Here is a 22972-nt window from a genome sequence, read left to right as displayed (position 1 = left end):
GTCTTTCGCTAGCGCGGGGCGGGAACCGCCGTCCCTCCGGCTTCGCCCGTCGCCGTCTTCAGAGGGCACCGGCAACGCCGCACATGAGGCGTCAGCAAGAAGGCCAGCGCCATGCGAAGCGTCGCTCCGACGCGTCCAGAATGGTGTGAGGTGCGCAGCAGCCGGTCCAGGTTGCCCACCCGCTGCCGTCGCCAATGTGTTGACGCGTACGAAGGTGCCGTCATGGCACCATGCGCCCATCCCCTTGTTGTGAGACGGCGCATGCTGCGCACGCTGCTCCTGCTGCTTTGCCTGACTCCGCCCACTGCCCTGGCCGCCACGCCCGTGTTCGACGTGCACGTCCACCTGCGCGACGGCGAAACCTCCCTGCGCGAATACCGCGACAAGGTCCATGCCGCCGGCCTGCAACTGTCCGGCATCGGCGCCATGTGGTTCGGCGGCCCCCACCAGGCCCGACAGGGCGACCTGGCCAAGATCCGCGCCGGCAACGACAAGGTGATCGCCCTGGCCGCCGCCCACCCCGACGTGCTGCCCATCGCCACCGTGCACCCCTACGACGGCGACGCCGCCCTGGCCGAACTGGCCCGCGTGGCCGCCGCCGGCGTGAAGGTGCTGAAGATCCACGCCCACACCCAGGGCTTCGACGTGGCCGACCCGCGGGTGGAGGCCCTCGCGCGCCGCGCCGGCGAACTCGGCATCACCGTGCTGATGGACAACGCCAACATCCTGCCCGGCGACAGCGAGAAGCTGTTCAACCTGGTGGTGCGCGTACCGAAGACGACGTTCATCCTCGCCCACATCGGCGGCCTGAACTTCCGCTTCTGGAACATCCTGGCCCTGGCCCGCACCGCCGACGGCTTCGGCTTCGACAACCTCTACTTCGACATCTCCGCCACCGTGCTGGTGGTGGCCGATTCGCCGGTGGAAGAGGAATTCCTCTGGACCCTGCGCAACGTGGGCCTGGACCACGTGCTGCTGGGCTCGGACTACCCGCAGATCGGTCTGGGCCGCACCCTCGACGCCTTCGAACGCCTGGACCTGACCGCCGACGAGAAGGCGAAGATCCGCAGCGGCAATGCGATGAGGCTATTCGGGCGCTGATCCGCGTTCGGCCATGCCGTCGTAGGCCGGGCTGACAAACCCCGCGCTTTGGGGGATCTCGCGCTGCTGGGTCTGGCAACCCAGCCTACGGAACGCCCCGCAGATCGGCGTGGGCGCCTCGGTGGAGGCGTTCGAGCGGCTGGAGCGCTACGAGAAGGCGAAGTGCCGGCAGTCGCCATGCGGTGAGGTTGTTTGGGCGGTGAGGCGTCCGCCTACGCGTAGACCCGGCAGGCGAAGCGTCGCTTGGTCATCGCGGACAGCCGGGCAAGGCCGCGCCCCGCTGGCGAGGCTTATGGCAAGGGTGAGGGCGACGGCGAGCCGGCGTCGGCGACCTGCTGGGTGAGCGCCCTGAGATGCGCGAGGACCTGTTCGGAAAGCTTGCGGTCGTTCTTCACGATCCAGGACACGCGGCCCCAGAGCATCTTGTGTTTCTGCGTGCTGTGGTTGACCAGGGCCATCGGCTGCGGGGCCAGCGCGCCCTGGTCGTTGGGGAAGGCGGCGAAGATCACGCTGACGCGGTGGCCATTGCGTGCGCCGAAACCGAGTTCGCTGAACGAGGCGTCGAATTCGGTGCCATCGTCCTCGCGGACGAACAGACGTAGGTTCTCCACCGCATGCGAATTGACCGTGGTGGTGCTCTGCGGAGCGGCGACATAACCCGTGCCGCCATGGATGTGGCCGCCGCCGCCGGAGGTCTGGGTGGTGGAGGTGAAGCGGGTTTCGGACCACAGGTTGCTGTCGACCACCGTGCCGGTCCTGACCGAGGTCTGCAGTTCTTCCAGGGTGCGCGAGGGCCCACGCTGGCGCGGGCGCAGCACGGCGAACAACAGCAGGGCCAGCAGTGCGCCGCCGCCGACCAGCAGCCAGGTGCCCAGGCCCATGCCGGCGCCCTCGGCCTGTGCGTCGTCCGCGCCGGCCGCCCGCCGCGCACGGTTCTCCGCGGTCCACTTCCGCGTCAGCTGGCCCGGCGATGCGTCGATGAAGCGCGACCGGTACGCTTCCGGCATGTACAGCTCGGCGGCTTCGACGGTGGCATCGAACCCGAACTTGTAGTCGCCTTCCGCCTTCAAGTAGTTCTCGCGCACGCAGTTGCCCAACAGGCGGGTGGGCGGCGAGCAGTCTTCCGCGATCAGGGCCTGGCGTTCGTTGCCATGGATCCGCTCATAGGCCTTCAGATAGTCCGCGTGGAGCGCCTGCACGGCGGCAGGTGCGCGCCGCAGGTTGCCGCCATACAACTGTTCCAGCGTCTGGCCCAGCATCAACAGGCGGCCGGCCTCCCGGCCGACCAGTTCTTCCGGCTTGGCGTCACCGCGGCGGTCGGCGATGTCGGTGCGGACCTGTTCGGGCGCGGGGAAATGGCGTACGAAATCGGCGTCCGCCGCCTTGTCCTGCGCATGCAACGTGCCGGCCAAGGCCAACAGCATCAACAGCCAGCGGGAAGGCAGGACGTGGGCGCGGTGGCCAGGACGTGCGGTGAACATGCGCGCGATCGTTCCCGTCGCGCTCCCCAAGGCTGCGATCAACATGCGGCTGTCCCCGAATTAGCCAGGGCACGAGCCTGCATGGGGGGGCGGAAAGCTGTCAATAGTCGGAGCTGCGCACCCTGCAGCCACACAGGCTGGGTTGCAGACCCCGTCGGGGGCGGTGCAATCCTGGGCGCTCGGTTCGGCAACCCAGCCTACGGAGGAGCGAGGGCGCCCTTACAGCACCGACCACCCCATGAAAGCATCGCCGCCGCGCTACCGGGGCCGTGAGCAAGGCCGGCAGCCACTGCCGTCACCGCTGTGAATGACGGCGGTTGTGGAGGATCTGATCGCGCCATAGCATGCAACAACGCTCGTCGGGAGGGATTCTGGATGCGTATGTGGACGATGTTTCTGCTGCTGGCGCTGGAAGGATGTACTGGACTCGGTACCCTTCAGGCAGGCATCAAAGCGGGCGCATCCGCGCCGCCTGTGCCGCACCACAGTTCTGCAACGCCACAGGGTGGTCCCTTCGCTGGCGAATGGGAGGCGTGCCCAGGCGAGACCCCATCCGATCAATGCAGTCGCTACGTGCTACTGCAACGTGGCCGCCGCATTTGCGGCACCTGGTTTCATTTCCCTTCCGGAAAAGAGTACTCGGGCAGGATCGTCGCGCGCGCCGACTCGTCCACGGAGGCGCGGCGCACGCACGTGTGCGGTCGTCAAAGCGTCGAGTCCGATATCGAATGCGAAGACGGTTGGCAGCGCATCGACAAGCCGCTGCGGATCTGTAAGGGCCAGCTTTCCGATCTGACGCGTGCGGACGGCTCCTGCTTCGCCTACTACCACGCCGTGCGCATGGCGGACGACCGGCGTGAAGCGCTGCTGGCGGAGCCGTGGATGGAGGACTGTCTGTCCGGGGTTCCCGGTGACGCCCCCTAAGCCGCGCAGGCAAGGTTGCAAACCCCGCCGAGCGCGGTGCAATCCCGGGCACTGGGTTTGGCAACCCGGCCTGCGGAGCAGCGAGGTCGCGACTACAACACGGGCCACCACATGAAAGCGATCGCCGCCGCGCTGCCTGCCAGGGTGAGCAGCGCAAGCAGCCAGAGCAGGGCGCCCATCGCGATCCTGATGCCCGCGCGGTGCGAACGTTCCGCGCTGAAGTACAGCGCGAGCACCGCCATCGGCACCATCCAGCTGCCGAAACTGACCAGGATGAAGGGCGCGCCGGTGTAGTCGATCGTGATGCCCAGCGGCGCCAGGACCAGACCGGTCAGCATGATGCCGATGCGCAGGAACCACACCCCGTTCACCAGCAGGTACGCGCGCAGCGCATGCCGCCGGTGCGCGGCGAAATCCCTGGCCCGCGCACTGCGCCAGGCCAGCAGCGCGAAGACCACGATGAGCAGCCCGTTCAACGAGATCGACAGGTTGCTGGCCGGGCCGAGCTGCGAGCCGCGCACCCAGACCAGATAGAAGCCGGTCAGGGTCACCACCAGCGCCACCGACAGGAACACCCGGCCGTTCCATTGATGCAGCGTGGGCCAGCGCCGGCGCAGTGCGGGCATCAGCTGCCACGCCCCGGCGAAGGTCACGAGGCCGGCCAGCAGCGCATGGCCGACGAACTGCAGGTTGCCCATCACATCGCCCGGCACGTAGCCGGTGACGTGCGGCTTGGCGTTCAGCGGTGCCAGATCGCCGTCCAGTACCGGCCCGCCGAAGAACAGCACGATGAAGGCCACGAACGCCCATTGCCCGAGGGTGGCGGCAATGAACCAGGCGGTGGCGCCGCGCGACAGCAGGCGGGAGGGGAAGGGCAGGGACGCGGGGACAGGCATGGCGGGGCTCCGGTGGGAAAGGCCCGCACGATGGAGGGCGACGCCCGCCTGCGTCCTGCCGATTCGGAATTCGGCCAGCCGGATCGCCCGTGTCGATTCGGCATTCAGCGTGTGGCCGGGCATGACCGATGGCGCTTGGCGGCCCGTGCCGCGCCGTTGCACGCTTCGGCCGTCATCAGGAGGGCGCGATCATGCAGGAATGGCAGGCCATCACCACCGGTGCCGCCGTCGCGGTGGCGGTGGCGTCGCTGCTGGTGCTGGTGGGGCAACGCGCGCGGCGCGATGCCGAGATCGTGTTCGCGGTGGTCAGCGGGTCGATGGCGCTGTCGCTGATGTCGCCCTGGATGGACGGCGCGCCCGCGTGGATGCGCTGGGCGGTCGCGATCGGCGGCAGTGCGACCTGCAACGGTTTCTGGCTGGTGTCGCGGGCGCTGTTCCGCGGCGACGGTGGGGTGTCCCGCGTGCACGTGCTGGTGGCCGGCGGTGTGGCGCTGCTGATCGCGGCCTACCGGGGCGGCACGCTGGGGACGCACGGCGCGGTGTCGCCGTGGGTGGCGGGCGTGGAAAGCCTGCTGACGCTGGCCAGTTCCACCCTGCTGGCACTGACCTTCCTGGAAGCGCTGCGCGGCGGCTGGTCGTCGCTGCCCCGCGCCGAACGCCGCCTGCGCGTGGCCTTCATGCTGCTGTTCGCCACCTGCGTGCTGACCGCCACGCTGTTGGGTGCGTTTGCCGCCGCCTGGCCGTGGCTCGCGTCGGTGCGCGCCGGGGCGATCCCGCTGTGCGCGATGGCGATGATCCTGTTCACCCATGCCGCGCTGTGGCACCGCCGCCGTGTCCCGGTGGCGATCGTCGCGTCGCAGCCCACACCGCGCGCGGTGCCCGGTCCGCTCAGCGACGAGGATGCGCGGCTGGCGCGCGCATTGCAGCGCCAGCTCGACACGCTGCAGGTGTACCGCGAACCCGAACTGAAAGTCGCCGATCTCGCCCATCGCCTCGGCACCGCCGAACACCGGCTCAGTCGCCTGATCACCCAGGGACTGGGCGAGAAGAACTTCAACCAGATGATCAACCGCCACCGCATCGCATATGCCTGCGCGCGGCTTGCCGATGCGGACGACGACGCGACCATCCTCGACATCAGCGGCGATGCCGGCTTCGCCTCGCTGGGCCCGTTCAACCGCGCATTCAAGGCGGCGACGGGCTGCACCCCGACGGCGTATCGCGCCGCGCACCGCACCACCGCGCGCGCCGGGCTGGAGATGTCCTAGCGGGGAGCTGCTGGCGTGATGCGGGGCAGCGCTTGTCGTAGGCCGAGTTACCAAACCCGGCGCCCTTCGTCGATCAAGTGCAGCCTCTGGGTTGGCAAGCCGGCCTGCGTGTCGCAGGGATCCTGCGATCTCAAGGATTGCGCGATGCTGGGTTGATGGAGCCAACCCAGCCTACGCAAGCGGTATCCCGCCCCCGCACGTGGCCCCGTTAGCCGCTGTCGCCGCGCACGCGCTGCACGCGCTGCCGGTACGCGTGGACGTTGTCGCCGTCGATGCCGCTGCGCTGAGTGCCGCGGATCTCGTCGATCTTGCGGTCCGAGCCGGTGACCGGCTGGGCGACGACGTCGGTCTCGCGCTCGAAGGCGTGCGACTTGTCGGTGTTGCGGTAGTAGCGGTACAGCGCCCAGTACAGCGCGCTGGCGCCCGCGGGGCCCAGCGCCAGCAGCCATAGACCGTTGTCGTCGCTCATGCGCCTGCCCAGAGGATGGCGAGGGCGATGCCCTCGAGGAAGGTACCGACCGTCAGCGCCGCCAGCAGCAGCTTCCAGTGCTGCACCGGCACGCTGCCCATGGTCTCGCCGGTGCGGCCGTTGACCGCGATGTAGTGCAGCAGGCCGCCGTTCTTGCCGGGCTGGTGGTACGAGTACAGCCACACCGGCAGGTACATCGATACCCAGCGCGTGCCGTGCACGTCCAGGCGTTCCTGTTCCCAGCGCACGCCGCGGTCGTAGCGGCGCACCGAATCCTCCACCTGCGCGCGGGCGATGGACAGCAGCTGGTCCTCCAGACGCGGGCGCAGCTGTTCCACGTCGGTGTCGCGTTTCTCCGAGGTGAAGCCGGACAGATAGGAGGCGTTCCACTTCACCGCGTTCTTGGTGTCGAACGGCAGGATGGTGTTGATGATGTTCTGGGTGTTGACGGACGTGTCCAGGTTGCCGCGTTCGCGCGAGGATTCCAGCGGCAGGTCGTCCACGGTGAAGTCCACCTGCCGCTCGACCTGGTAGAGATCGGCGTCGTAGTAGGTCTTCTTGTTCTTGTCGGTACCGCGGGTGTAGCGGCGGATCAGGATCTCGCCCTTGCCCGACACCTCGGCGCTCGCGTTGCCGTCCACGATCATGTAGGGCAGATACACGCCGACGACGTTCTCGGGCGTGAACTGTTCCTTGAAGGCCTTCAGCGCGAACATCCGCCGCTTGTCGACGAACTGGCGGATGCGCGCCACCGCATCGTCCTTCCTGATGTGGAACGGCAGCACCGCATCGGGCACGGCACCGTTGGCGATCTGCTCGTTCACGCCGAACACGTGGCGGCACCAGTGGCAGCGCGCGGTCATCGCGTTCTCGGTGTTGACCGTGACCTCGGCACCGCAGCCGGTGCACTTGAAGGTCATCAGTGCCGCCGCATCGGCATCGATGTCGCGCGCGCCGGAGGCGATGACCGTGCCGCGCAGGTCGGCATGGCCGGTGCCGAAGCCGAAGGCTTCCTCCACGCGCGCGCCGTCCCACTCGTGGCGGCAGTACAGGCAGACCAGCAGGTCGCTGCCGATCTTGTGGCGGATGTCGGTGGCGCCGCACTTCGGGCAGTGGTTCTGCCCGTCGCGCAGCTCGGCCGAGGCGGTGTCGATGGCGACCGGATCGGGCGCCTCGATCTCCTCGCGGATGGCGTCGGGCAGGGTGGCGGGATCGATCGGGAAGTTGCCGGGCAGCGGCGGCACCTCCTGCGGCGAGCCGGGCCCCGTGGGCGGGGCCGGCGGCAGCGGCGGGGGCGCCGGACGGTTCGGGGTGGACATGGACGGCAGGCGGACTACAGGCCCAGCGCCTTCGCCTTCAGCGCGTCGTAGTCGGCCTGGGTGATCAGCCCCAGGTCGAGCATCTGCTTGGCCTTCTGCAGCTTGGCGACCGGATCGTCCGCGGCGGGGGCGGCCGGCGTGGCCGGCTGCTGCAGCCCGCCGACGCCCATCATGCCGGACGCCATGCCGATGCCCATCAGGCCGGCCGCGCCACCGTTCTCGCCGGCGGACTGGATGCCCTGGGCCACGCTGGCCTGCAGGTTGGAATTGCCGCGCGAACCGGACAGCGCATCGGCGCGCTGCACGGTCTTCAGCAGTTCACGGGTGTTGGCGTCGTACTCGATGGAGACGATGGCGGTCTTGACGATGGCCAGGCCGCGGTCCGAACTCCAGTGATAGCCCTGCTCCACTGCAGCGGACAGGCTCTGCGCGAAGCCCAGCGAGTCCTGCTGGATCTTGGTGATGCGGTTGCCCTTGGACGGATCGTTCGTATACAGGCTGAAGGCCGGCGCCAGCGAGCCCACCACTTCGTTGAACAGCTGGCTGGCGGCGGCGTTGTCCAGGTCGGTGAAGTCGAACACCTTGCCCGGCTGCAGGTAGCTGGCCGGCACGAAGTTCTTCACGAACAGGATGGGGTCGACGATCTTCAGCGTGTAGGTGCCGCGCGTGATCGCGCCGACCTGGGTGTTGAGGAAGCCGTCGTCCCAGTAGATCTCGGACTGGGTGCCGAAGCGGTTGTCCGGCAGTTCCTTCAGCGAGACGAAGAACGCCGCCTGCTGCGAGCCCGGCTGGCCGCCGAACTTGAAGCGCTCCCAGCTCTGGGTGATGAAGGTGGAGACCAGGCCGTCGCCGGCGAAGATCGACTTGGAGTTGATGTCATCCGAGCGCCATTCGTAGCCGCCCGGCTCGGCGACGAACGCGGTGATGGCGCCATCCTGCATCAGCAGCAGGCCGTAACCCTCGGGCACGACGATCTTCGAGCCGTTGGTGATGATGTTGGTCGAACCGCTGGTGTTGGATCCGCGGCCGGCATTGGTGCCCTGCGGCACCGCGGCGAACAGCGCCGCCGTCGCCGGCAGGCCCTGCGGCACCGTGTAGAAATCCTTCCACTGGTCGCCCAGCACGCCACCGACCGCACCCACCACCGCCTGTACAAGACCCATGACATCGCTCCGTGATTCGAGGCGGGTAGGGGCACCCGCCGAGTGTGACCGAGTATACAGAGCGGCATGCGGCGGTCATGGCGCAGAGGTCATGTGAGTCGGGGGCATCGTGTCGCCCGGCCGGGCGCGTGCCGGGGTGACCGGGGAAGGCGGATTCTGGCTACCCTCCTGCATGGCCCACGATGACATCGACGCCCTGGAATCCGACCTGCCGCTGGTGCGGCGCGCGTTTCCGTGGCCGGTGCGCGTGGGCTGCGTGCTCGCCGGTGCCCTCGCCATCGGCGTGACGCTATGGGAACTCGGCCGTGGCCTGTGGCCGCTCAACATCACCTCGCCGTTCTTCGCGGTCATCGTGGGCGGTGCGTGCTACGTCGGCGTGCAGTTCATCCGTGCCGGGTTGTCCGGTTGGGGCGACACCTGGACGTACGCGCCCCACACCATTGTTGTCCAGCGCCGCGCATGGGGCCGGTCGACGAGCAACCGCCTGAGCGCGACGAACGTGGCGGCTGTCGAGGTGCGCCGCCGTCAGGACAGCGACCACGACGAAGCGCCATGGCAGGTCGTCATCGTGCCGCGGCCCACGTTCTCGGGGTTGGCGGCCACCGCCGGCCCGGGCGGCGTGTTCGACGCGGGCTGCTACGGCTCGCAGGCCTACGCCGAACGCGTGCGGCGCGCCCTGCATGATCACCTGTGTCTTTGAGCGACGCGCGTCTCAGCCGCGGACGGCGGCCTCGATCCTCGCGACGTCGATCTTGCCCATCGTCATCATGGCTTCGAACGCGCGCCGGGCGACGCTGCGGTCGGGATGGGCCATGGCGTCGGTCAGCACGCGCGGGGTGATTTGCCAGCTCAGGCCCCACTTGTCCTTGCACCAGCCACAGGCGCTTTCGCGGCCGCCGTTGCCGACGATGGCGTTCCACAGGCGGTCGGTCTCCTCCTGGTCGTCGGTGGCGATCTGGAACGAGAACGCCTCGCTGTGGGCGAAGGCATCGCCGCCGTTCAGGCCGATGCAGGGAATGCCGCAGACGGTGAACTCGACCGTCAGCACGTCGCCTTCCTTGCCACTGGGATAGTCGGCCGGTGCACGGTGCACGGCCTTCACCCGGCTGTCGGGGAAGGTGGCCGCGTAGAAGCGGGCGGCTTCTTCGGCGTCGTGGTTGAACCACAGGCAGAGGGTGTTCTTCGGGGTCATGGCATGCTCCAGGGTTGGTGAGGCGAGGCGGCGCCTTGCGTCCGTGGGGAAAGACAGGGTGAAGCGGGCAACGGGCTCAGCCGGTGGCGAAGGAGCCGGTGCGGACATCGCCCTCGCGAACGTAGCGGCTGACGATCACGCCGGTCGGCGTGGCGCGCGTGCCGGCCACACGGAAGGCGGCCGCCTGCGCACCGTCATCGAACAGGCGCTTGCCGCGGCCCAGCACGATCGGATAGACCAGCAGGCGCAGTTCGTCGACGACATCGCGGGCCAGCAACTGATGCAGCAGCACGCTGCTGCCCTGGATCACCAGGTCGGGGCCGTCCGTGCGCTTGAGCGCGCGCAGCGCGTCGACCACGTCGCCGTCCAGCGCATGGCTGTGGGCCCATGTCAGGGTGTCCGGGCGATGCGTGGCGACGTGTTTGGTCGCCGCATTGAAGGCATCGGCGATGGCGCCGTGCGGGGCGTCGCTGGCGACCTGCGGCCAGTAGCCGGCGAAGATGTCGTAGGTGTGGCGTCCGAGCACCAGCGCGAAGGGACGGGTGAACAGCCCGTCCATCGCGTCGCCGTCGCTGGCGTAGGGCCAGGCCCAGCCGCCCAGGGCGAAACCGCCGCTGCGGTCTTCGCCGGGCCCGCCGGGGGCCTGGATGACGCCGTCCAGACTGATCATGACGGCGGCGATGAGCGTGCGCATGGGAGGTGTCCGTGCGGATCGGTGGGGTCCGCCTTGCATGAGCGACGAGCGGGGCAGGGCGGATTCGACACGGCGCGGAGTTGATCGCGATCAATGCCGGCCGGTCGTGGCGCGCGCATGCTGCCCTCATCGGATGAGGAGAGTGCGCGGATGAAGGCGAACGTAGGCGGTTTCGACAAATGGGCCCGCATCGTGGTGGGCGTGCTGCTGATCGGCTGGGCGCTGGCCGATGGACCGGTCTGGGCGTGGGTCGGCGTGGTGCCGCTGGTCACCGGCCTGTTCAATTTCTGCCCGCTGTACGGTCTGCTGGGCGTCAACACCTGCAAGCGCTGACGGGGCACGCGCCCACGCCGGCTTGTTAAGCTGCCTGCAGTCCATCGACAGGCAGCACCATGCACAGACGACATTTCCTCGGGAGCGCGGTACTGGCCGCCACGTCCTTGATGCTGCCGTGGGTCGGCGGCGCGCAGGCGTTCGCGGCGGCGCCGCGCAGGCGCCTGCTGCCGCCGGCACTGAATCCCGGCGACACCATCGGCCTGGTCAGCCCATCCGCCGCCACCGACGAGCCGCTGGACCTGCAGCTGGCGCAGGAAGCGATGGAGGCCCTGGGTCTGAAGGTGAAGGTGGGGCCGCATCTGGGCGCCCGGCGCGGGCATCTGGCCGGCAGCGACGCCGAGCGCGCGGGCGACCTGAACGCGATGTTCGCCGACCGCGAGGTCAAGGCGATCGTCTGCGCACGCGGCGGTTCCGGCGCGGCGCGCCTGCTGCCGCTGCTGGACTACGCGGCCATCCGCCGTCATCCGAAGATCCTGCTGGGGTATTCGGACATCACCGCGCTGCACAACGCGCTGCTGTCGCAGGCCGGACTGGTCAGCTTCCACGGCCCCATCGGCATCGGCAGCTGGAACAGCTTCAATGCGGACCAGTTCCGCCGTGTGTTCTTCCAGCGCGAACAGATGGAATACCGCAACAGTGCCGACAAGGGCGACGAACTGGTGCAGCGACGCAACCGTACGGTCACCATCACCGGCGGCAAGGCGCAGGGTGAACTGGTGGGCGGCAACCTGTCGGTACTGGTGGCGCTGGCCGGCTCGCCGTACCTGCCGGATTTCCGCGGCAAGATCCTGTTCCTGGAAGACGTGTCCGAAGCGCCGTACCGCATCGACCGCATGCTCAGCACGCTGCGCCTGATGGGGGCGCTGGACCAGGTGGCCGGCGTGATTTTCGGCGAGTGCACCGAGTGCGACCCGGGCAACGGCTACGGCTCGCTGACGCTGCCGGAGATCTTCGACGACTACTTCAAGCCGCTGAAGGTGCCCGCCTATCGAGGCGCGATGATCGGCCACATCCGCCAGCAGTTCATCGTGCCGGTCGGCGGCCGGGTGGAAATGGACGCGGACGCGGGCACGTTCCGGATGCTTGAGCCGGTGTTCGCGGGCTAGCCCCTGCCAGGCGGCGCTAGACGGCTTTCTTCCGCCAGGACAGCGTGGTGCCCAGGACCTCGATGGTGCCACCGGCCTGGCGGAAAGCGTCCAGGTCCGCGGCGATGACATCGTGGGTCAGGGCGCCGCGATCGCCGGCGGGGCGGCGCGCGAAAGCGCGGCTGGCACCGCGGGACGCATCGGGTGCGGGGACGCCATCGGGCGTGGTCTTGCGGGGGCGGGCCATGGGGGCTCCTGTCAGTACAAGATGAGAGGGATGCCGCGCGAGGTGCGGTCGAGGTAGTCTTCGCGCACGTCTCGGCAGTAGGGGCCGGACATCACGAAGCGTCGGCAGGTGTCCGGGCGTGTGGCATAGATGGAGCAGTGCATGTGCGCGGCGTCGATGGCCACGCACCAGCCCTCCTCGTCGCGCGCCATCACGTGCAGCCCCGCGTCGGTATGCGTGGTGAGGTGCGCGGGAATGCGGTCTTCCGGCTGCAGCACCACGGTCAGGCGGCAGCACACCGCGTCGCAGCGCGCGCACAGCGGGACCGTGGCGACGGCGACGGCGACGGCGTTCATGCGGGCACCGGAGGTCGACGCGATGAGGCGGCGCCCGCCACGGGACGGGAAACGAGGGATAACGGTGTGGCCGGCATCGGGCGCTCCCGGAAGGGCGTCTGCCCGGCGGGGCCTGACGCATGGAGGAAAGCGCAGCGGGCGAACGTTGTCGGCGGTCGGACGGGACGCAAAGAGTGAAGCCCGGCCATCCTACGCGCTTGCGGCCCCCGGCGCCCGCCAGGGACGCCCGGACCTGAACGCACCGGTCAGACTCCGGCCCGGCGCGCAGGGTGGAGGCGCTACATCAGCAGGCAGTCGATCCCGTCCAGCACGATGTGGATCAGCAGGCCGACGCCGAACCAGCGCGTCTTCTTCGGCACGCTCAGGCCCGCATACACGGCGATGGCCGGCCAGGTGTGCAGCGGGTGGAAGCCGAGACTGCAGCGGCCCGGCGCGTAGACCGGGTCGGCGAGCAGATGGTCGAGGTCGATCACCCAGGCAGCGAGCATCCACAGCGCCGCACGCTTCCAGTCCTTCGGCCAGACCAGGCGCGCCACCGCCAGCGGCACGATGACGTGCAGCAGCAGGTGGAAGACGGGGCGGAACTCCAGTTCAGGCATCAGCGTCGCGCGGCGATCCAGCGGTCCAGCTGGCTGGCGAAGGCTTGGCGGTCGCGGCTGTTGAACGCGGCCGGTCCGCCGGTCTGCACGCCCGCACCGCGCAGCTCGTCCATGAAGTTCCGCATCGACAGGCGCTCGGCGATGTTGTCGGGCGTGTAGCGGTCCCCGCGCGGGTTGATCGCCTGGGCGCCGTTGGCCAGCACGCGCGCCGCCAGCGGGATGTCCTGGGTCACCACCAGGTCGCCGCTGCGCGCCCGCTCGGCGATGGCATCGTCGGCCACGTCGTAGCCACCCCGTACCTGCAGCGCGCGGATGAAGCGCGAGGGCGGGGTACGCAGCCATTGGTTGGCGACCAGGGTGACCTGCACCTGCGCGCGCTCGGCGGCGCGGAACAGGATCTCCTTCACGGGGCCCGGGCAGGCGTCGGCATCCACCCAGACCTGCGGCGCCGCGGGGATGCCCTCACTCATTCGGAAGCGGTGTCGGATCCGGTCGCGGCGGGATCGGCGTCGGGGCGGGCGGCCTCGCGCTCGGCCCGCTTCTTGGCGTCCTTCTCGTCTTTCTTCTTTTTCTTGGCCAGTTCGCGCTGGCGTTTCTCGAAGGAGTAATTGGGTTTTGCCATGGGCAGAGGGTATCCGGAGAAAGGAGGAGACGGATCAGGAGCGCGGTCCGCAGGCGCACACGATAGCCCGCATTACCGTTGGGCGTGCGAGGGAAAGGGCCCCGCGCCTGTTTTCAAGGACTTCGCGCTGCCGCCGGCACCCGCCAGGTCGCCGGAATGCGCAGCCAGGCCGCCCTGGCGGGAGGGGCGCCGAGGTTCACGCCGCCCCTCCGCGCTGCTATACCATCACCGCGCGGGCCGTCCCGGGGGACGTGGACGGCCATGGCGTCTTTCGATGGGGTGATCAATGCGGCGAATGCTCTGCCTGTTGCTGGCGGCCCTGGTGCTGGCCGGCTGTTCGAAACGTATCGTCCAGGAGCTGCCGCCGCCTCCCCCTGAGGAGATCCCGGCGCCGCCACCTCCTCCACCGCCGCCACCGCCACCGCCACCGCCACCCAGCAGCGCCGCCGAGGCTGCTGCACGCGCCGAGGCCGCGAGACGGGCCGCCGCGGAAGCGGCAGTCCGCGCCCAGCAGGAACGCGCCGCCGATGCCGAGCGCCAGGCCGCCGAGCGGGCGGCACGGGAACGGGAAGCCGCGCAGTCCGGCAAGCCGCCGCGACAGGACTTCGTCAACGTCGACGTGTTCTATGCCACCAACCGCGCACCCGCGGCGACGTTCGCCAGCCTGCCGCCGGGCGACCGCTTCACGGCCTCGCCGGCGCGCCAGCTGGCCTACGGCACGGCCCGCATCAGCATCCCGAAGTCCCACGTGGCGGGCGAGCTGGAGTCGCCGCGCTGGTACCTGCTGGAATTCAAGGAAGACCCCAAGCAGCACGTCATCCTGCAGGACGTCGCGCGGCTGGAGAAATCACCGTTCTTCGCCCGTCTGTACGACCGCGTGGGCGCATCCCGTGGCCGCAACGCCTTCGTGTTCGTGCACGGCTACAACGTCAGCTTCCGCGATGCGGCCCGGCGCACGGCGCAGCTGGCGTACGACCTGCGTTTCGATGGCGCGCCGGTGTTCTACAGCTGGCCGTCGCAGGCGGCACTGGCGGGCTACTTCACCGATGAGCGGACGATCGCGCGCTCGGTACCCATGATCGAAGGCTTCCTGGCCGACATGGCCGATCGTTCCGGCGCGCAGAACCTCTACATCATCGGCCACAGCATGGGCACGCGTGGGCTGACCCAGGCGTTGCGCAACCTGGTGGTGAAGCGGCCCGACCTGCGCGGCCGCTTCCGCGGCATCATCCTGGCTGCGCCCGACATCGATGCCAACGTGTTTCGCACCGAACTGGCCCCCGTCCTGCGCCAGGCCAGCGGACGCGTCACCCTCTATGCCTCGTCCGAGGACCTGGCGCTGAAGGCCTCCAAGCAGGTCAACCGCGGGCCACGCGCAGGCGATACCAGCGAAGGCGTGCTGCTGATTTCCGGCGTGGACACCATCGACGTCTCCGGCGTGGACCAGAGCGTGCTGGCGCACTCCTACTTCATGGAATCGGACAAGGTGATGGGCGACATCCGCGAGATGTTCCGCGCCAACCAGCCCGCGGCGCAGCGCAAGCCGCTGCAGTCGGTGAGGCTGGGCGCGGGCATCTTCTGGAAGATCCTGCCGCCGTGAGCGGCGGTGGGACCGGGTGCCATCAGCGCCGCAGACCGACCACGCCATCCAGTGCCCGTTGTGCCCTGAAGCCGGCCTTCTCCAGCCGCTTCGCCACTTCGCCCGGCACGTCACGCCCGCTGGTGAGCCTGTTGGGACTGCCGGTGTAATGGAACAGCCTGCCACCACGGCGCAGCACGCGCGCCAGCTGGTCGTAGAACGCCTGCGAGTACAGTTCCCCGGCGATGCCGAAGCGCGGCGGGTCGTGCAGTACGGCATCGATGGATGCATCCGGGACGTCGCCGATGGCATGCGACACATCGGCATGCGTCAGCTCAAGGCGACCCTGGTGTTCGGGAGCGTCCGGGTCCGGCGACCAGGGATTGAGGGTGCGCAGCCAGAGCACGTCCCCGTTCTTCTCGAACGAACGTATGCGCGTGGCGCCGGCCGCCAGGCAGCAGGCGGCGAAGTAGCCGAGGCCGCCGCAGGTATCGAGCACCACCTTGCCCCGCGGCTCCACCAGCGCGACCTTGCGCTGCGCATCGTCCAGCGGCGACTCCCTGGACGTCGGAAGCATCTTGATGCCGTCGATCTCGAACGTGGGCACACCCCATCCGGTGGGCACCAGCTTGATCAGCGAGCCCGCATAGCGCGACACCGGCGCGAAGTTCTCGCCATCCCACCAGTACAGCGTCCGGTCCTTGAGCTTGCCGGGATACGGGTAGGCGATGCCGTGCCAGCGCCAGCCGTCGTCCTCCAGCGACGCCTCGCCCTGGGTACGTCCGAGGTCGAGCGAGCCCGCCCAGCGCGCCTCGCCACACTCGCGGGCGGCAAGGAGAACGAGGGCGGTGTCGCGGGTGAGCAGGGGTCCGGTGTAGCGGAGCATAGGGATGTCGCGCGCAGGAAGCAGGCCCGCATTTTCGCCGCGATGGCCTGCGGATGACAGGGCAGCCGGCATCGCGGACCCCGCTGGTATAGTGCCGACCCCTTGTGCACACCTCGCCGTCGCCATGAACCTGCCAGCGCGCTTCCATCCCATCGGTACCCCGGGCCAGCCGTGGGGCGCGGCAGAGAAGGCGCAGTGGCGCGCGCAGCAGCGCGTACGGCGCCGCTACGTGGACGATGTCGGCGTGGCGATCGATGCGTTGCGCGGGCGTTTCGACGTGCAGCAGTACGGCACGATCGACTACGGTCCCGGCGAAACCTATCCGCTGTACGCCGCCCGCAGCCGCGACTGGGACGACGGTCTGCCCACGATGCTGGTCACCGGCGGCGTGCATGGCTACGAGACCAGTGGCGTGCATGGTGCGCTGCAGTTCCTCGAACAGCGCGCCGGCGACTACGCGGGCAGGGCCAACCTGCTGGTGGTGCCGTGCGTCAGTCCGTGGGGCTATGAGCGCATCCATCGCTGGAATGCCGATGCGCTGGATCCCAACCGTTCGTTCCGCGCCGACAGTCCTGCGCAGGAGTCGGCGGCGCTGATCGCGCTGGTCGCGCCGCTCAGGGAACGGGTACTGATGCACATCGACCTGCATGAAACCACCGACAGCGACGAATCCGAGTTCCGGCCCGCGCTGGCCGCGCGCGACGGCAAGCCGTTCGAGCCGGGCGGGATCCCGGACGGGTTCTATCTGGTGGACGACAGCGAGCGACGGCAGCCGGAGTTCCAGCGCGCGGTGATCGCCGCGGTCGCCGCCGTCACCCACATCGCGCCGGCCGACGCGCAGGGCCAGATCATCGGTTCGCCGGTGGTGGCCGACGGCGTCATCGAGTATCCGGTGAGGTCGCTTGGCCTGTGCACCGGCATCACCGATGCGCGCTACACCACCATCACCGAGGTCTATCCCGACAGCCCGAAAGCCACGCCGCAGCAGTGCAACGATGCCCAGGTGGCGGCGGTGGTGGCGGCGATCGATTACGCGCTGGCGCACGGTTGAAGCGGGGCGGTTGCGACCCCATCCTGCTTCGTGAAGATCCGGGGTCGACGGCGGCGTAAGCTGGGCCGGCGACCAGGATCCATGAGGAGACGACCATGGCAACCGGATGGGCCGGCGATGGCGCCGTGCAGGACCAGATCGACGCGACCGTCAAGGACGGCATCGAACGCGCGCGTCGTGCCTTGCCCAAGGGCCCCAGCCTGACCCGATGCGAGGAATGCGAAAAGCCGATTCCCCTTGCGCGGCAGAAGGCGGTCCCAGGCGTAAGGCTGTGCGTGACCTGTCAGGAGGCGGCGGACGCCGACGCCCAGGGCGCCGCGACCTACAACCGCCGCGGCAGCAAAGACAGCCAGTTGCGCTGATGCGTGAGCGGCTGTCATGGGCACAGCAGAAGCCCCGCCGATGCGGGGCTTCTGTTTTCTCAGGCCGTGCAGGGATCAGCTGGCGCGCTTGAGTACCTGCTTGCGGTCGCGCATGACGTCGTGGCATTCGCGCACGCGGGGCAGCAGCGCCTGCGCTTCGGCGCGCGCGGCGGCGGGGGTGTCCTCGTCGCCGATGGTCTCGTTGAAGGCCTTCAGCAGGCGGTCCTCGGACTCTTCGAGTTCGGCCACGTAGCCATAGGTGGTGTCGCCCAGTGCGGCGCGGACCTTGCCGTAGAACTGCTGCATGCTGCCCACCATCGTACCGTGCTCGGCGGGCTTGCCGCCCGCGGACGCCACCACCGCGCTCAGGCGCGTGACGATGTCCTGTTTGACGCCTGCGATCCGCATGAACAACGCCGACAGTTCGGCATCCTTCACCTTGCCTGCGGCTTCGGTATAGAAGTCGTGGCCGTCGCGGGCGATCTCGATCAGATCGTTGAGGCTGTGCTGGATCTTCTTTTGCGTGTTCATCAGAACTCCTTTGGGGGATGTGTTGGACAGGGCACGGTGCCCGTGCACGACACCGTGGCGCACGCGGCATCAACATCGCGTGACCGGGCGAAGGAAGCGTTCACCAACGTGCGCAGCGTGCGAAGCGGACGTAATGAGGGTGTGAGCACGTGTCGTCGACGACCGTTCACTGCGTTCAAGTCCCGCACCGGTCGGCCGATAGAACGGCGTCGAACCGGAGAAGAATGGCGGCTGCCGTGCCACTGCTGAAGAAGATGACGCGCTGGTGGAGGCAGGTGCGGTCGAGTGGACCGCCTTCCGCCTCGCGGGCGAATGCGTGTGAAGAGGGCCAGCCGCCGGGGAGCGGCGAGCGGACCGAGGTCGCGGAGGAATGGGCGGGCACCTTGCTCAGACTCGCCGGCCTGGAGGGCGTGCCCACGCTGGCGCCCCAGGAGAGTCTGCCCATCATCGGCGCGGCCAGGGCCGCGCTCGCGCGTTTCGCCGACGACCCGCAGCGCCTGCCGCGGCGTCCACAGCTGCTGCCGCAATTGCTGGGTGCCCTGAACGATCCGGACACCTCGGGCCGCGACATCGCCGGCATCATCGCGCGCGATCCGGCGCTGGCGGCGAATCTGCTGAAGCTGGCCAACAGCGCGCTGTACCGTCGGCATGGCGCGGCGATCGAAAGCCTGGACCGTGCCGTGGCGGTGGTGGGCGTGGAAGGATTGCGCCATCTCGTGGCCGTGGCGCTGATGCAGCCCGTGATGCGTGCGGAGGGCGGCGTGTTCGGGCGCCTGCCGCACCTGATCTGGGACCATACGCAGCATACGGCGGTGATCGCCGCCGGCCTGGCGCGCCCCAGCGGCAGGGAACAGGTATTCGCTGCCCAACTGGCGGCCCTGCAGCAGGGCCTGGGTGCGATCGTGGTGGTGCAGGCGCTGCGCGATGCCTGCGCGGATACCGGTGGCGCGCTGCCCGATGCGATCTCGCTGCGGCGGCTGTTCCAGCGCTGGTCTCCCCGCATGGGCGGTGCCATCGCCCGCGCCTGGGGCCTGTCCGCGCCCGTCATCGAGGCGCTGGCGGGTCAACGGGATCAGGGCGCCGCGGCCATGGGGTCGCTGGCCTGGGTTCTGGCAACCGCGGCAGCACAGGCCAGCGCCGGATTGGAAGGTGCGGCGCAGGCGGATGCCGCCTGAGCGCCGCCTTCGCCAGCGCGCGTCGGGCGGTGGCGGGCGGGGCGGATGCCTTCGCTATTCCTTCCGGCACGGGGCCGATCCCGGTGACGCGGGTATCCTTGCGGACACGCCTGCGCGGGCCGCGTGCCCGCACCCGTTCACGGAGATCCGCTTTGAAGAAGACCCTGCTATCCGCCGCCACCTTGCTGGCCCTGGCTGCCGCAGCCCCGCTGGCAGCCCACGAAGACCGCGCGTGCCTGGATGACGCCTGCACGCTGCAGTCGCTGCTCGCCGGAGCCGACGCAGGCGGCACGGCCGCCGCCGGCACGACGATCGCGGCCAGGCGCTTCGGCAGCTGGGGCATCGATACGGCGGGCATGGACCGCCAGGCCAGGCCGGGCACGGATTTCTTCCGCTATGTCAGCGGCACCTGGGCCGACACCACGCAGATCCCGGCCGACCGTTCCAGCTACGGCGGCTTCGCCATCCTGCGCGACCTGTCCGAAGCGCGCCTGCGCGTACTGGTCGAAGGCTACACGCTGGGCGATCCGGCCACCGGCGGGGATGCCGCCAAGATCGCAGCGCTCTATCGGGGTTTCATGGACGAGGCGACGATCGATGCGCTGGGCGCCAAACCGCTGCAGCCCGTGCTGGCCGACATCCGCGCGGCGACGGACAAGAACGCACTGGCCAGGCTGATGGGCCGACGCGGCAGCTTCTACGACACGTTCTTCAACCTGGGCGTCAGCGACGACCAGAAGGATCCGGACCGCTACACGCTGTACCTGAGCCAGGGTGGCTTGGGTCTGGGCGACCGCGAGATGTACCTGCGCGACACCTTCAAGCCACAACGCGAGCGCTACGAAGCCTACATCGCGCAGATGCTGCAGCTCGCGGGCTGGGACAAGCCGCAGGAGAACGCGAAGGCGATCCTCGCGCTGGAGACCCGCATCGCTGAGGCGCACTGGACGCGCGCCGAGAGCCGCAACCGCGACAAGACCTACAACCCGATGGCGATGGCGGATTTCGCCAGCAAGGCGCCCGGGTTCCCATGGGCGGACTTCTTCACGGCCGCCGGTGTCGAGGGCGCCGGCCGCGCCGTGATCCGTCAGGACAGCGCCATCCCGAAGATCGCGGCGATCTTCGCCGACACCGACATCGCCACGCTGCAGGCCTGGCAGGCCTTCCACGCGGCCGACGATGCGGCACCGCTGCTGTCAAAGGACTTCTCGGTGGCGCAGTACGAATTCCGCGACAAGTTCCTGTCCGGCCAGCCGCAGCAGCGCGAGCGCTGGAAGCGCGGCGTGGCCTTCGCCGAATCCGCGATGGGCGAGGCGATCGGCCGCGACTACGTGAAGCTGTACTTCCCCCCCGAGGCCAAGGCGAAGATGGATGCGCTGGTCGCCAACGTGAAGGCGGCCATGGGCGCGCGCCTTGACGCACTGGCGTGGATGAGCCCGGCCACCAAGGCCGAGGCGCATGCCAAGCTGGCCGGCTTCGGCCTGAAGATCGGCCATCCCGACAAATACCGCGATTACAGCGCGCTGGTGGTGAAGAACGGCGATCTGTTCGGCAATGCGCAGCGTGCCGGCCAGTTCGAATGGGATTTCCGCCGCGCACGCATCGGCCAGCCGGTGGACAAGGGCGAGTGGGGCATGACCCCGCAGACGGTGAATGCGTACTACAACTCGGTGAAGAACGAAATCGTGTTCCCGGCCGCCATCCTGCAGCCCCCGTTCTTCGACCCGGATGCGGACCCGGCGGTGAACTACGGCGGCATCGGCGGCGTGATCGGCCACGAGATCATCCACGGTTTCGACGACCAGGGCCGCAAGTCCGACGGCCAGGGCGTGCTGCGCGACTGGTGGACGGCCGAAGACGCGGCCAAGTTCGAAGCGCAGGCCGCCAAGCTGGGGGCGCAGTACGAGGCATACGCGTTCCCGCAGCTGCCGGGCATGCGCATCAACGGCCGCGTGGCGATGGGCGAGAACATCGGCGACCTGGGCGGCCTGACCATCGCGCTGGAGGCGTACCACCGTTCGCTGGGCGGCAAGCCGGCGCCGGTGATCGACGGCTTCACCGGCGACCAGCGGTTCTTCATGGGCTGGGGCCAGGTATGGCGCACGCTGTGGCGCGACGACGCACTTCGCCAGCAGCTGGTCAACGGCACGCATTCGCCCGGCCACATCCGCGCCTTCGCACCGCTGCGCAACATCGATGCATGGTACGACGCCTTCGATGTGAAGCCCGGCGACGCGCTGTACATCGCCCCGCAGGACCGCGTGCGGATCTGGTGATGCGGTGAGGGTAGAGAGGCGGGACGCGTACGTCCCGCCCGCCGCGGGTTGCACGGCATGGACATCGCGCCGATGATGCAGGCCATTGTCGTCGTCCCCACGCCGTTTGCGTCATGCCCGCCACCCCTGCGTCATCCCAGCAAGGCGATCTGTTCGGCAGCCCGCAGCCGGGCCGGTTGCATCGCCTGTTTTTCGCGCTCGTGCCATCGCCGGGCGAATGCGAGGCACTGCGGCACCGGGCCGAAGACCTCAAGGCGGACTATCCGCAGGCGCGCTGGGTGCGTCCGGAGCGCTACCACCTGACCCTGCATTTCCTCGGCGAAAGCGAGGGGCCGCGCGAAGACCTGGTGGCCTCGGCGCGTGAGGCCATGCGCGACTGGCAACCCGAGCCGCTGGGCATCACGCTTGACCACCTGCTGTGCCTGGGCAATCCGAAGAACCCGGCCCTGACGCTGGCGGCGCTGCACCCCTCGCCGGCGGTGGTGGCGTTCTGGCGCGGATTGCAGCAGCGGCTGCTGCGGGCCGGCTTCCGGCAGCCGCTGGGCCGCAGCTTCGTGCCGCACCTGACGCTGGCCTATGTGCCCCCCCGTACCGCGCCGGTGGACGTGACGCCGGTGGTGCTGCATCCGCAGGCCGTGCACCTGCTCCAAGGGATCGAGGGCGAGCCGGAGTACCAGTGCCTGGGCGAGTGGTCGCTGGCGGATTAGCCAGGCGGGCAGGGCGCAGCGCCGGGAGACCGGACGCGACTGTGTAATACAGGGTCGCCCGCGGGGTGCGTTCGTCGGCCCGGCGCCGGATTCCTCTGTGTGCATGGCCGACGCACGATGCCGTGCCGCGTTCAGCTGGGCACCCGGAATCATCCGGCGAACACCCAACGAGGACTCCGACATGAAACCCTTGCCATTGCTGTGGGCGCTGCTGCTGTGCGTGCTGTGCCTCCCGTTGTCCGCGCAGGACCGCAGTTACACCGAAGGGCCGGTGATGGAGGTCACCGCGGTCAAGGTCATGGACGGCCAGTTCGACAACTACATGACGCACTTGCAGGGACAGTACAAGCGTGTGATGGATGCGCAGAAGGAAGCCGGCATCATCCTGGACTATGCGGTGTACACCACGCAGGCGCGTCGGCCGGACGAGCCGGATCTCTACCTGACCGTCGTCTATCCGAACATGGCCGCCTTCGATGGCCTGCGCGACCGGTCCGAAGCGGTGTCCAGCAGGATCACCGGGCAGAGCACGACGCAGGCGAACACCGCCTACGCCGATCGCGGCAAGATGCGGCAGATCCTGGGCAGCAACCTGATCCGCGAGTTGAAGCTGAAATAGGTCGCCGCCGGGGCTGCGCCCGCGTGCGCGGCCCCGGCCGGCGGGTTCATCGTTG

The 22972-nt window shown here is 69.1% G+C and carries 27 protein-coding genes; 13 read left to right on the top strand and 14 right to left on the bottom strand.

The window, feature by feature from the left end; genetic code table 11:
* Positions 1-261 precede the first annotated feature (261 nt).
* A complete protein-coding gene (locus V8246_RS15945) occupies positions 262-1101 on the top strand; it encodes an amidohydrolase family protein (protein WP_336190087.1) in 840 nt (279 codons plus the stop codon).
* A gap of 290 nt (positions 1102-1391) precedes the next feature.
* Here the strand turns inward: V8246_RS15945 and V8246_RS15940 are convergent, their stop codons facing one another.
* Positions 1392-2582 (bottom strand): hypothetical protein, encoded by a 1191-nt coding sequence (locus V8246_RS15940; RefSeq protein WP_336190086.1) that lies wholly within the window; start codon positions 2580-2582, stop codon positions 1392-1394.
* A gap of 390 nt (positions 2583-2972) precedes the next feature.
* Here V8246_RS15940 and V8246_RS15935 point away from each other — a divergent pair, with 390 nt between their 5' ends.
* Entirely contained in the window at positions 2973-3506 is a 534-nt protein-coding gene (locus tag V8246_RS15935) for a hypothetical protein (protein ID WP_336190085.1), read from the top strand.
* 92 nt (positions 3507-3598) lie between these two features.
* On the opposite strand, the gene V8246_RS15930 is transcribed toward V8246_RS15935, so the two are convergent.
* Positions 3599-4402, bottom strand: a complete 804-nt coding sequence (locus tag V8246_RS15930) for a DUF2306 domain-containing protein (RefSeq protein WP_336190084.1) — start codon at positions 4400-4402, stop codon at positions 3599-3601.
* A gap of 191 nt (positions 4403-4593) precedes the next feature.
* Here V8246_RS15930 and V8246_RS15925 point away from each other — a divergent pair, with 191 nt between their 5' ends.
* Positions 4594-5670: an AraC family transcriptional regulator gene (locus V8246_RS15925; protein ID WP_336190083.1), complete on the top strand. Its 1077-nt coding sequence runs from the start codon at positions 4594-4596 to the stop codon at positions 5668-5670.
* Positions 5671-5878: 208 nt separating this feature from the next.
* On the opposite strand, the gene V8246_RS15920 is transcribed toward V8246_RS15925, so the two are convergent.
* Genes V8246_RS15920 through V8246_RS15910 form a run of 3 tightly spaced genes read right to left on the bottom strand, consistent with a single transcriptional unit; the run spans position 5879 to position 8621 of the window.
* Positions 5879-6139: a hypothetical protein gene (locus V8246_RS15920; RefSeq protein ID WP_162111373.1), complete on the bottom strand. Its 261-nt coding sequence runs from the start codon at positions 6137-6139 to the stop codon at positions 5879-5881.
* Positions 6136-7458, bottom strand: a complete 1323-nt coding sequence (locus tag V8246_RS15915) for a TFIIB-type zinc ribbon-containing protein (RefSeq protein ID WP_336190082.1) — start codon at positions 7456-7458, stop codon at positions 6136-6138. Before V8246_RS15915 ends, V8246_RS15920 begins: the two co-directional genes overlap by 4 nt.
* Positions 7459-7472: 14 nt before the next feature.
* Positions 7473-8621 (bottom strand): SPFH domain-containing protein, encoded by a 1149-nt coding sequence (locus tag V8246_RS15910; protein WP_162111371.1) that lies wholly within the window; start codon positions 8619-8621, stop codon positions 7473-7475.
* A gap of 172 nt (positions 8622-8793) precedes the next feature.
* On the opposite strand from V8246_RS15910, the gene V8246_RS15905 reads away from it, so the two are divergent.
* Entirely contained in the window at positions 8794-9321 is a 528-nt protein-coding gene (locus tag V8246_RS15905; protein WP_336190081.1) for a hypothetical protein, read from the top strand.
* A gap of 12 nt (positions 9322-9333) precedes the next feature.
* On the opposite strand, the gene V8246_RS15900 is transcribed toward V8246_RS15905, so the two are convergent.
* Together V8246_RS15900 and V8246_RS15895 are read right to left on the bottom strand one after the other, a co-directional pair.
* Positions 9334-9813, bottom strand: coding sequence for a VOC family protein (locus tag V8246_RS15900; RefSeq protein WP_336190080.1), 480 nt, complete (start codon positions 9811-9813; stop codon positions 9334-9336).
* A gap of 76 nt (positions 9814-9889) precedes the next feature.
* A complete protein-coding gene (locus V8246_RS15895) occupies positions 9890-10507 on the bottom strand; it encodes a dihydrofolate reductase family protein (RefSeq protein WP_336190079.1) in 618 nt (205 codons plus the stop codon).
* Positions 10508-10657: 150 nt separating this feature from the next.
* Here V8246_RS15895 and V8246_RS15890 point away from each other — a divergent pair, with 150 nt between their 5' ends.
* Both V8246_RS15890 and V8246_RS15885 read left to right on the top strand, forming a co-directional pair.
* Positions 10658-10840, top strand: coding sequence for a DUF2892 domain-containing protein (locus tag V8246_RS15890; protein ID WP_185895939.1), 183 nt, complete (start codon positions 10658-10660; stop codon positions 10838-10840).
* Between the two features lie 59 nt (positions 10841-10899).
* Positions 10900-11949: an LD-carboxypeptidase gene (locus V8246_RS15885; RefSeq protein ID WP_336190078.1), complete on the top strand. Its 1050-nt coding sequence runs from the start codon at positions 10900-10902 to the stop codon at positions 11947-11949.
* A 16-nt stretch (positions 11950-11965) separates the two neighbouring features.
* Here the strand turns inward: V8246_RS15885 and V8246_RS15880 are convergent, their stop codons facing one another.
* The 5 genes from V8246_RS15880 to V8246_RS15860 form a co-directional block, all read right to left on the bottom strand.
* On the bottom strand, positions 11966-12175 hold the full coding sequence (locus V8246_RS15880; RefSeq protein ID WP_336190077.1) for a hypothetical protein: 210 nt from the start codon (positions 12173-12175) through the stop codon (positions 11966-11968).
* 11 nt (positions 12176-12186) lie between these two features.
* Positions 12187-12510: a YkgJ family cysteine cluster protein gene (locus V8246_RS15875; RefSeq protein ID WP_336190076.1), complete on the bottom strand. Its 324-nt coding sequence runs from the start codon at positions 12508-12510 to the stop codon at positions 12187-12189.
* 278 nt (positions 12511-12788) lie between these two features.
* Positions 12789-13100, bottom strand: coding sequence for a DUF6122 family protein (locus V8246_RS15870; protein ID WP_187574741.1), 312 nt, complete (start codon positions 13098-13100; stop codon positions 12789-12791).
* 8 nt (positions 13101-13108) lie between these two features.
* On the bottom strand, positions 13109-13579 hold the full coding sequence (locus V8246_RS15865; protein WP_336190075.1) for a YaiI/YqxD family protein: 471 nt from the start codon (positions 13577-13579) through the stop codon (positions 13109-13111).
* Entirely contained in the window at positions 13576-13731 is a 156-nt protein-coding gene (locus tag V8246_RS15860) for a hypothetical protein (protein WP_253460264.1), read from the bottom strand. Before V8246_RS15860 ends, V8246_RS15865 begins: the two co-directional genes overlap by 4 nt.
* 286 nt (positions 13732-14017) lie before the next feature.
* Here V8246_RS15860 and V8246_RS15855 point away from each other — a divergent pair, with 286 nt between their 5' ends.
* The gene (locus tag V8246_RS15855; RefSeq protein ID WP_336190073.1) at positions 14018-15331 is read left to right on the top strand and encodes an alpha/beta hydrolase; all 1314 of its coding nucleotides are present in this window, start codon (positions 14018-14020) and stop codon (positions 15329-15331) included.
* Between the two features lie 22 nt (positions 15332-15353).
* On the opposite strand, the gene V8246_RS15850 is transcribed toward V8246_RS15855, so the two are convergent.
* On the bottom strand, positions 15354-16196 hold the full coding sequence (locus V8246_RS15850) for an SAM-dependent methyltransferase (protein WP_336190072.1): 843 nt from the start codon (positions 16194-16196) through the stop codon (positions 15354-15356).
* Positions 16197-16320: 124 nt separating this feature from the next.
* Between V8246_RS15850 and V8246_RS15845 the strand changes: the two genes are divergently transcribed.
* Complete coding sequence (locus V8246_RS15845) at positions 16321-17247, top strand: M14 family metallocarboxypeptidase (protein ID WP_336190071.1); 927 nt, start codon at positions 16321-16323, stop codon at positions 17245-17247.
* A gap of 95 nt (positions 17248-17342) precedes the next feature.
* On the top strand, positions 17343-17609 hold the full coding sequence (locus V8246_RS15840) for a DksA/TraR family C4-type zinc finger protein (RefSeq protein WP_336190070.1): 267 nt from the start codon (positions 17343-17345) through the stop codon (positions 17607-17609).
* Positions 17610-17684: 75 nt separating this feature from the next.
* Here V8246_RS15840 and V8246_RS15835 read toward each other — a convergent pair whose 3' ends face one another.
* A complete protein-coding gene (locus V8246_RS15835) occupies positions 17685-18140 on the bottom strand; it encodes a PA2169 family four-helix-bundle protein (RefSeq protein WP_336190069.1) in 456 nt (151 codons plus the stop codon).
* Between the two features lie 383 nt (positions 18141-18523).
* Here V8246_RS15835 and V8246_RS15830 point away from each other — a divergent pair, with 383 nt between their 5' ends.
* The 4 genes from V8246_RS15830 (at position 18524) to V8246_RS15815 (ending at position 22917) form a co-directional block, all read left to right on the top strand.
* On the top strand, positions 18524-19315 hold the full coding sequence (locus V8246_RS15830) for an HDOD domain-containing protein (RefSeq protein WP_336190068.1): 792 nt from the start codon (positions 18524-18526) through the stop codon (positions 19313-19315).
* Between the two features lie 152 nt (positions 19316-19467).
* A complete protein-coding gene (locus V8246_RS15825; protein ID WP_336190067.1) occupies positions 19468-21591 on the top strand; it encodes a M13-type metalloendopeptidase in 2124 nt (707 codons plus the stop codon).
* 113 nt (positions 21592-21704) lie between these two features.
* Positions 21705-22298 carry an RNA 2',3'-cyclic phosphodiesterase gene (gene thpR, locus V8246_RS15820; RefSeq protein ID WP_336190066.1) on the top strand — a complete coding sequence of 198 codons (594 nt, stop codon included), beginning with the start codon at positions 21705-21707 and terminating at the stop codon, positions 22296-22298.
* Positions 22299-22479: 181 nt separating this feature from the next.
* Positions 22480-22917 (top strand): hypothetical protein, encoded by a 438-nt coding sequence (locus V8246_RS15815; RefSeq protein WP_336190065.1) that lies wholly within the window; start codon positions 22480-22482, stop codon positions 22915-22917.
* Positions 22918-22972 lie beyond the last annotated feature (55 nt).

Source organism: Pseudoxanthomonas sp. F11 (assembly GCF_037046485.1).
GTDB lineage: Bacteria > Pseudomonadota > Gammaproteobacteria > Xanthomonadales > Xanthomonadaceae > Pseudoxanthomonas_A.
This window is presented reverse-complemented; position numbering and strand designations above follow the sequence as displayed.

What these genes read in the sequence shown, in the direction of transcription:
- V8246_RS15945 (WP_336190087.1), top strand. Translation starts at nt 262, where the DNA reads ATGCTGCGCACGCTGCTCCTGCTGCTTTGCCTGACTCCGCCCACTGCC.
- V8246_RS15940 (WP_336190086.1), bottom strand. Translation starts at nt 2,582, where the DNA reads ATGTTCACCGCACGTCCTGGCCACCGCGCCCACGTCCTGCCTTCCCGC.
- V8246_RS15935 (WP_336190085.1), top strand. Translation starts at nt 2,973, where the DNA reads ATGTTTCTGCTGCTGGCGCTGGAAGGATGTACTGGACTCGGTACCCTT.
- V8246_RS15930 (WP_336190084.1), bottom strand. Translation starts at nt 4,402, where the DNA reads ATGCCTGTCCCCGCGTCCCTGCCCTTCCCCTCCCGCCTGCTGTCGCGC.
- V8246_RS15925 (WP_336190083.1), top strand. Translation starts at nt 4,594, where the DNA reads ATGCAGGAATGGCAGGCCATCACCACCGGTGCCGCCGTCGCGGTGGCG.
- V8246_RS15920 (WP_162111373.1), bottom strand. Translation starts at nt 6,139, where the DNA reads ATGAGCGACGACAACGGTCTATGGCTGCTGGCGCTGGGCCCCGCGGGC.
- V8246_RS15915 (WP_336190082.1), bottom strand. Translation starts at nt 7,458, where the DNA reads ATGTCCACCCCGAACCGTCCGGCGCCCCCGCCGCTGCCGCCGGCCCCG.
- V8246_RS15910 (WP_162111371.1), bottom strand. Translation starts at nt 8,621, where the DNA reads ATGGGTCTTGTACAGGCGGTGGTGGGTGCGGTCGGTGGCGTGCTGGGC.
- V8246_RS15905 (WP_336190081.1), top strand. Translation starts at nt 8,794, where the DNA reads ATGGCCCACGATGACATCGACGCCCTGGAATCCGACCTGCCGCTGGTG.
- V8246_RS15900 (WP_336190080.1), bottom strand. Translation starts at nt 9,813, where the DNA reads ATGACCCCGAAGAACACCCTCTGCCTGTGGTTCAACCACGACGCCGAA.
- V8246_RS15895 (WP_336190079.1), bottom strand. Translation starts at nt 10,507, where the DNA reads ATGCGCACGCTCATCGCCGCCGTCATGATCAGTCTGGACGGCGTCATC.
- V8246_RS15890 (WP_185895939.1), top strand. Translation starts at nt 10,658, where the DNA reads ATGAAGGCGAACGTAGGCGGTTTCGACAAATGGGCCCGCATCGTGGTG.
- V8246_RS15885 (WP_336190078.1), top strand. Translation starts at nt 10,900, where the DNA reads ATGCACAGACGACATTTCCTCGGGAGCGCGGTACTGGCCGCCACGTCC.
- V8246_RS15880 (WP_336190077.1), bottom strand. Translation starts at nt 12,175, where the DNA reads ATGGCCCGCCCCCGCAAGACCACGCCCGATGGCGTCCCCGCACCCGAT.
- V8246_RS15875 (WP_336190076.1), bottom strand. Translation starts at nt 12,510, where the DNA reads ATGAACGCCGTCGCCGTCGCCGTCGCCACGGTCCCGCTGTGCGCGCGC.
- V8246_RS15865 (WP_336190075.1), bottom strand. Translation starts at nt 13,579, where the DNA reads ATGAGTGAGGGCATCCCCGCGGCGCCGCAGGTCTGGGTGGATGCCGAC.
- V8246_RS15860 (WP_253460264.1), bottom strand. Translation starts at nt 13,731, where the DNA reads ATGGCAAAACCCAATTACTCCTTCGAGAAACGCCAGCGCGAACTGGCC.
- V8246_RS15855 (WP_336190073.1), top strand. Translation starts at nt 14,018, where the DNA reads ATGCGGCGAATGCTCTGCCTGTTGCTGGCGGCCCTGGTGCTGGCCGGC.
- V8246_RS15850 (WP_336190072.1), bottom strand. Translation starts at nt 16,196, where the DNA reads ATGCTCCGCTACACCGGACCCCTGCTCACCCGCGACACCGCCCTCGTT.
- V8246_RS15845 (WP_336190071.1), top strand. Translation starts at nt 16,321, where the DNA reads ATGAACCTGCCAGCGCGCTTCCATCCCATCGGTACCCCGGGCCAGCCG.
- V8246_RS15840 (WP_336190070.1), top strand. Translation starts at nt 17,343, where the DNA reads ATGGCAACCGGATGGGCCGGCGATGGCGCCGTGCAGGACCAGATCGAC.
- V8246_RS15835 (WP_336190069.1), bottom strand. Translation starts at nt 18,140, where the DNA reads ATGAACACGCAAAAGAAGATCCAGCACAGCCTCAACGATCTGATCGAG.
- thpR (WP_336190066.1), top strand. Translation starts at nt 21,705, where the DNA reads ATGCCCGCCACCCCTGCGTCATCCCAGCAAGGCGATCTGTTCGGCAGC.
- V8246_RS15815 (WP_336190065.1), top strand. Translation starts at nt 22,480, where the DNA reads ATGAAACCCTTGCCATTGCTGTGGGCGCTGCTGCTGTGCGTGCTGTGC.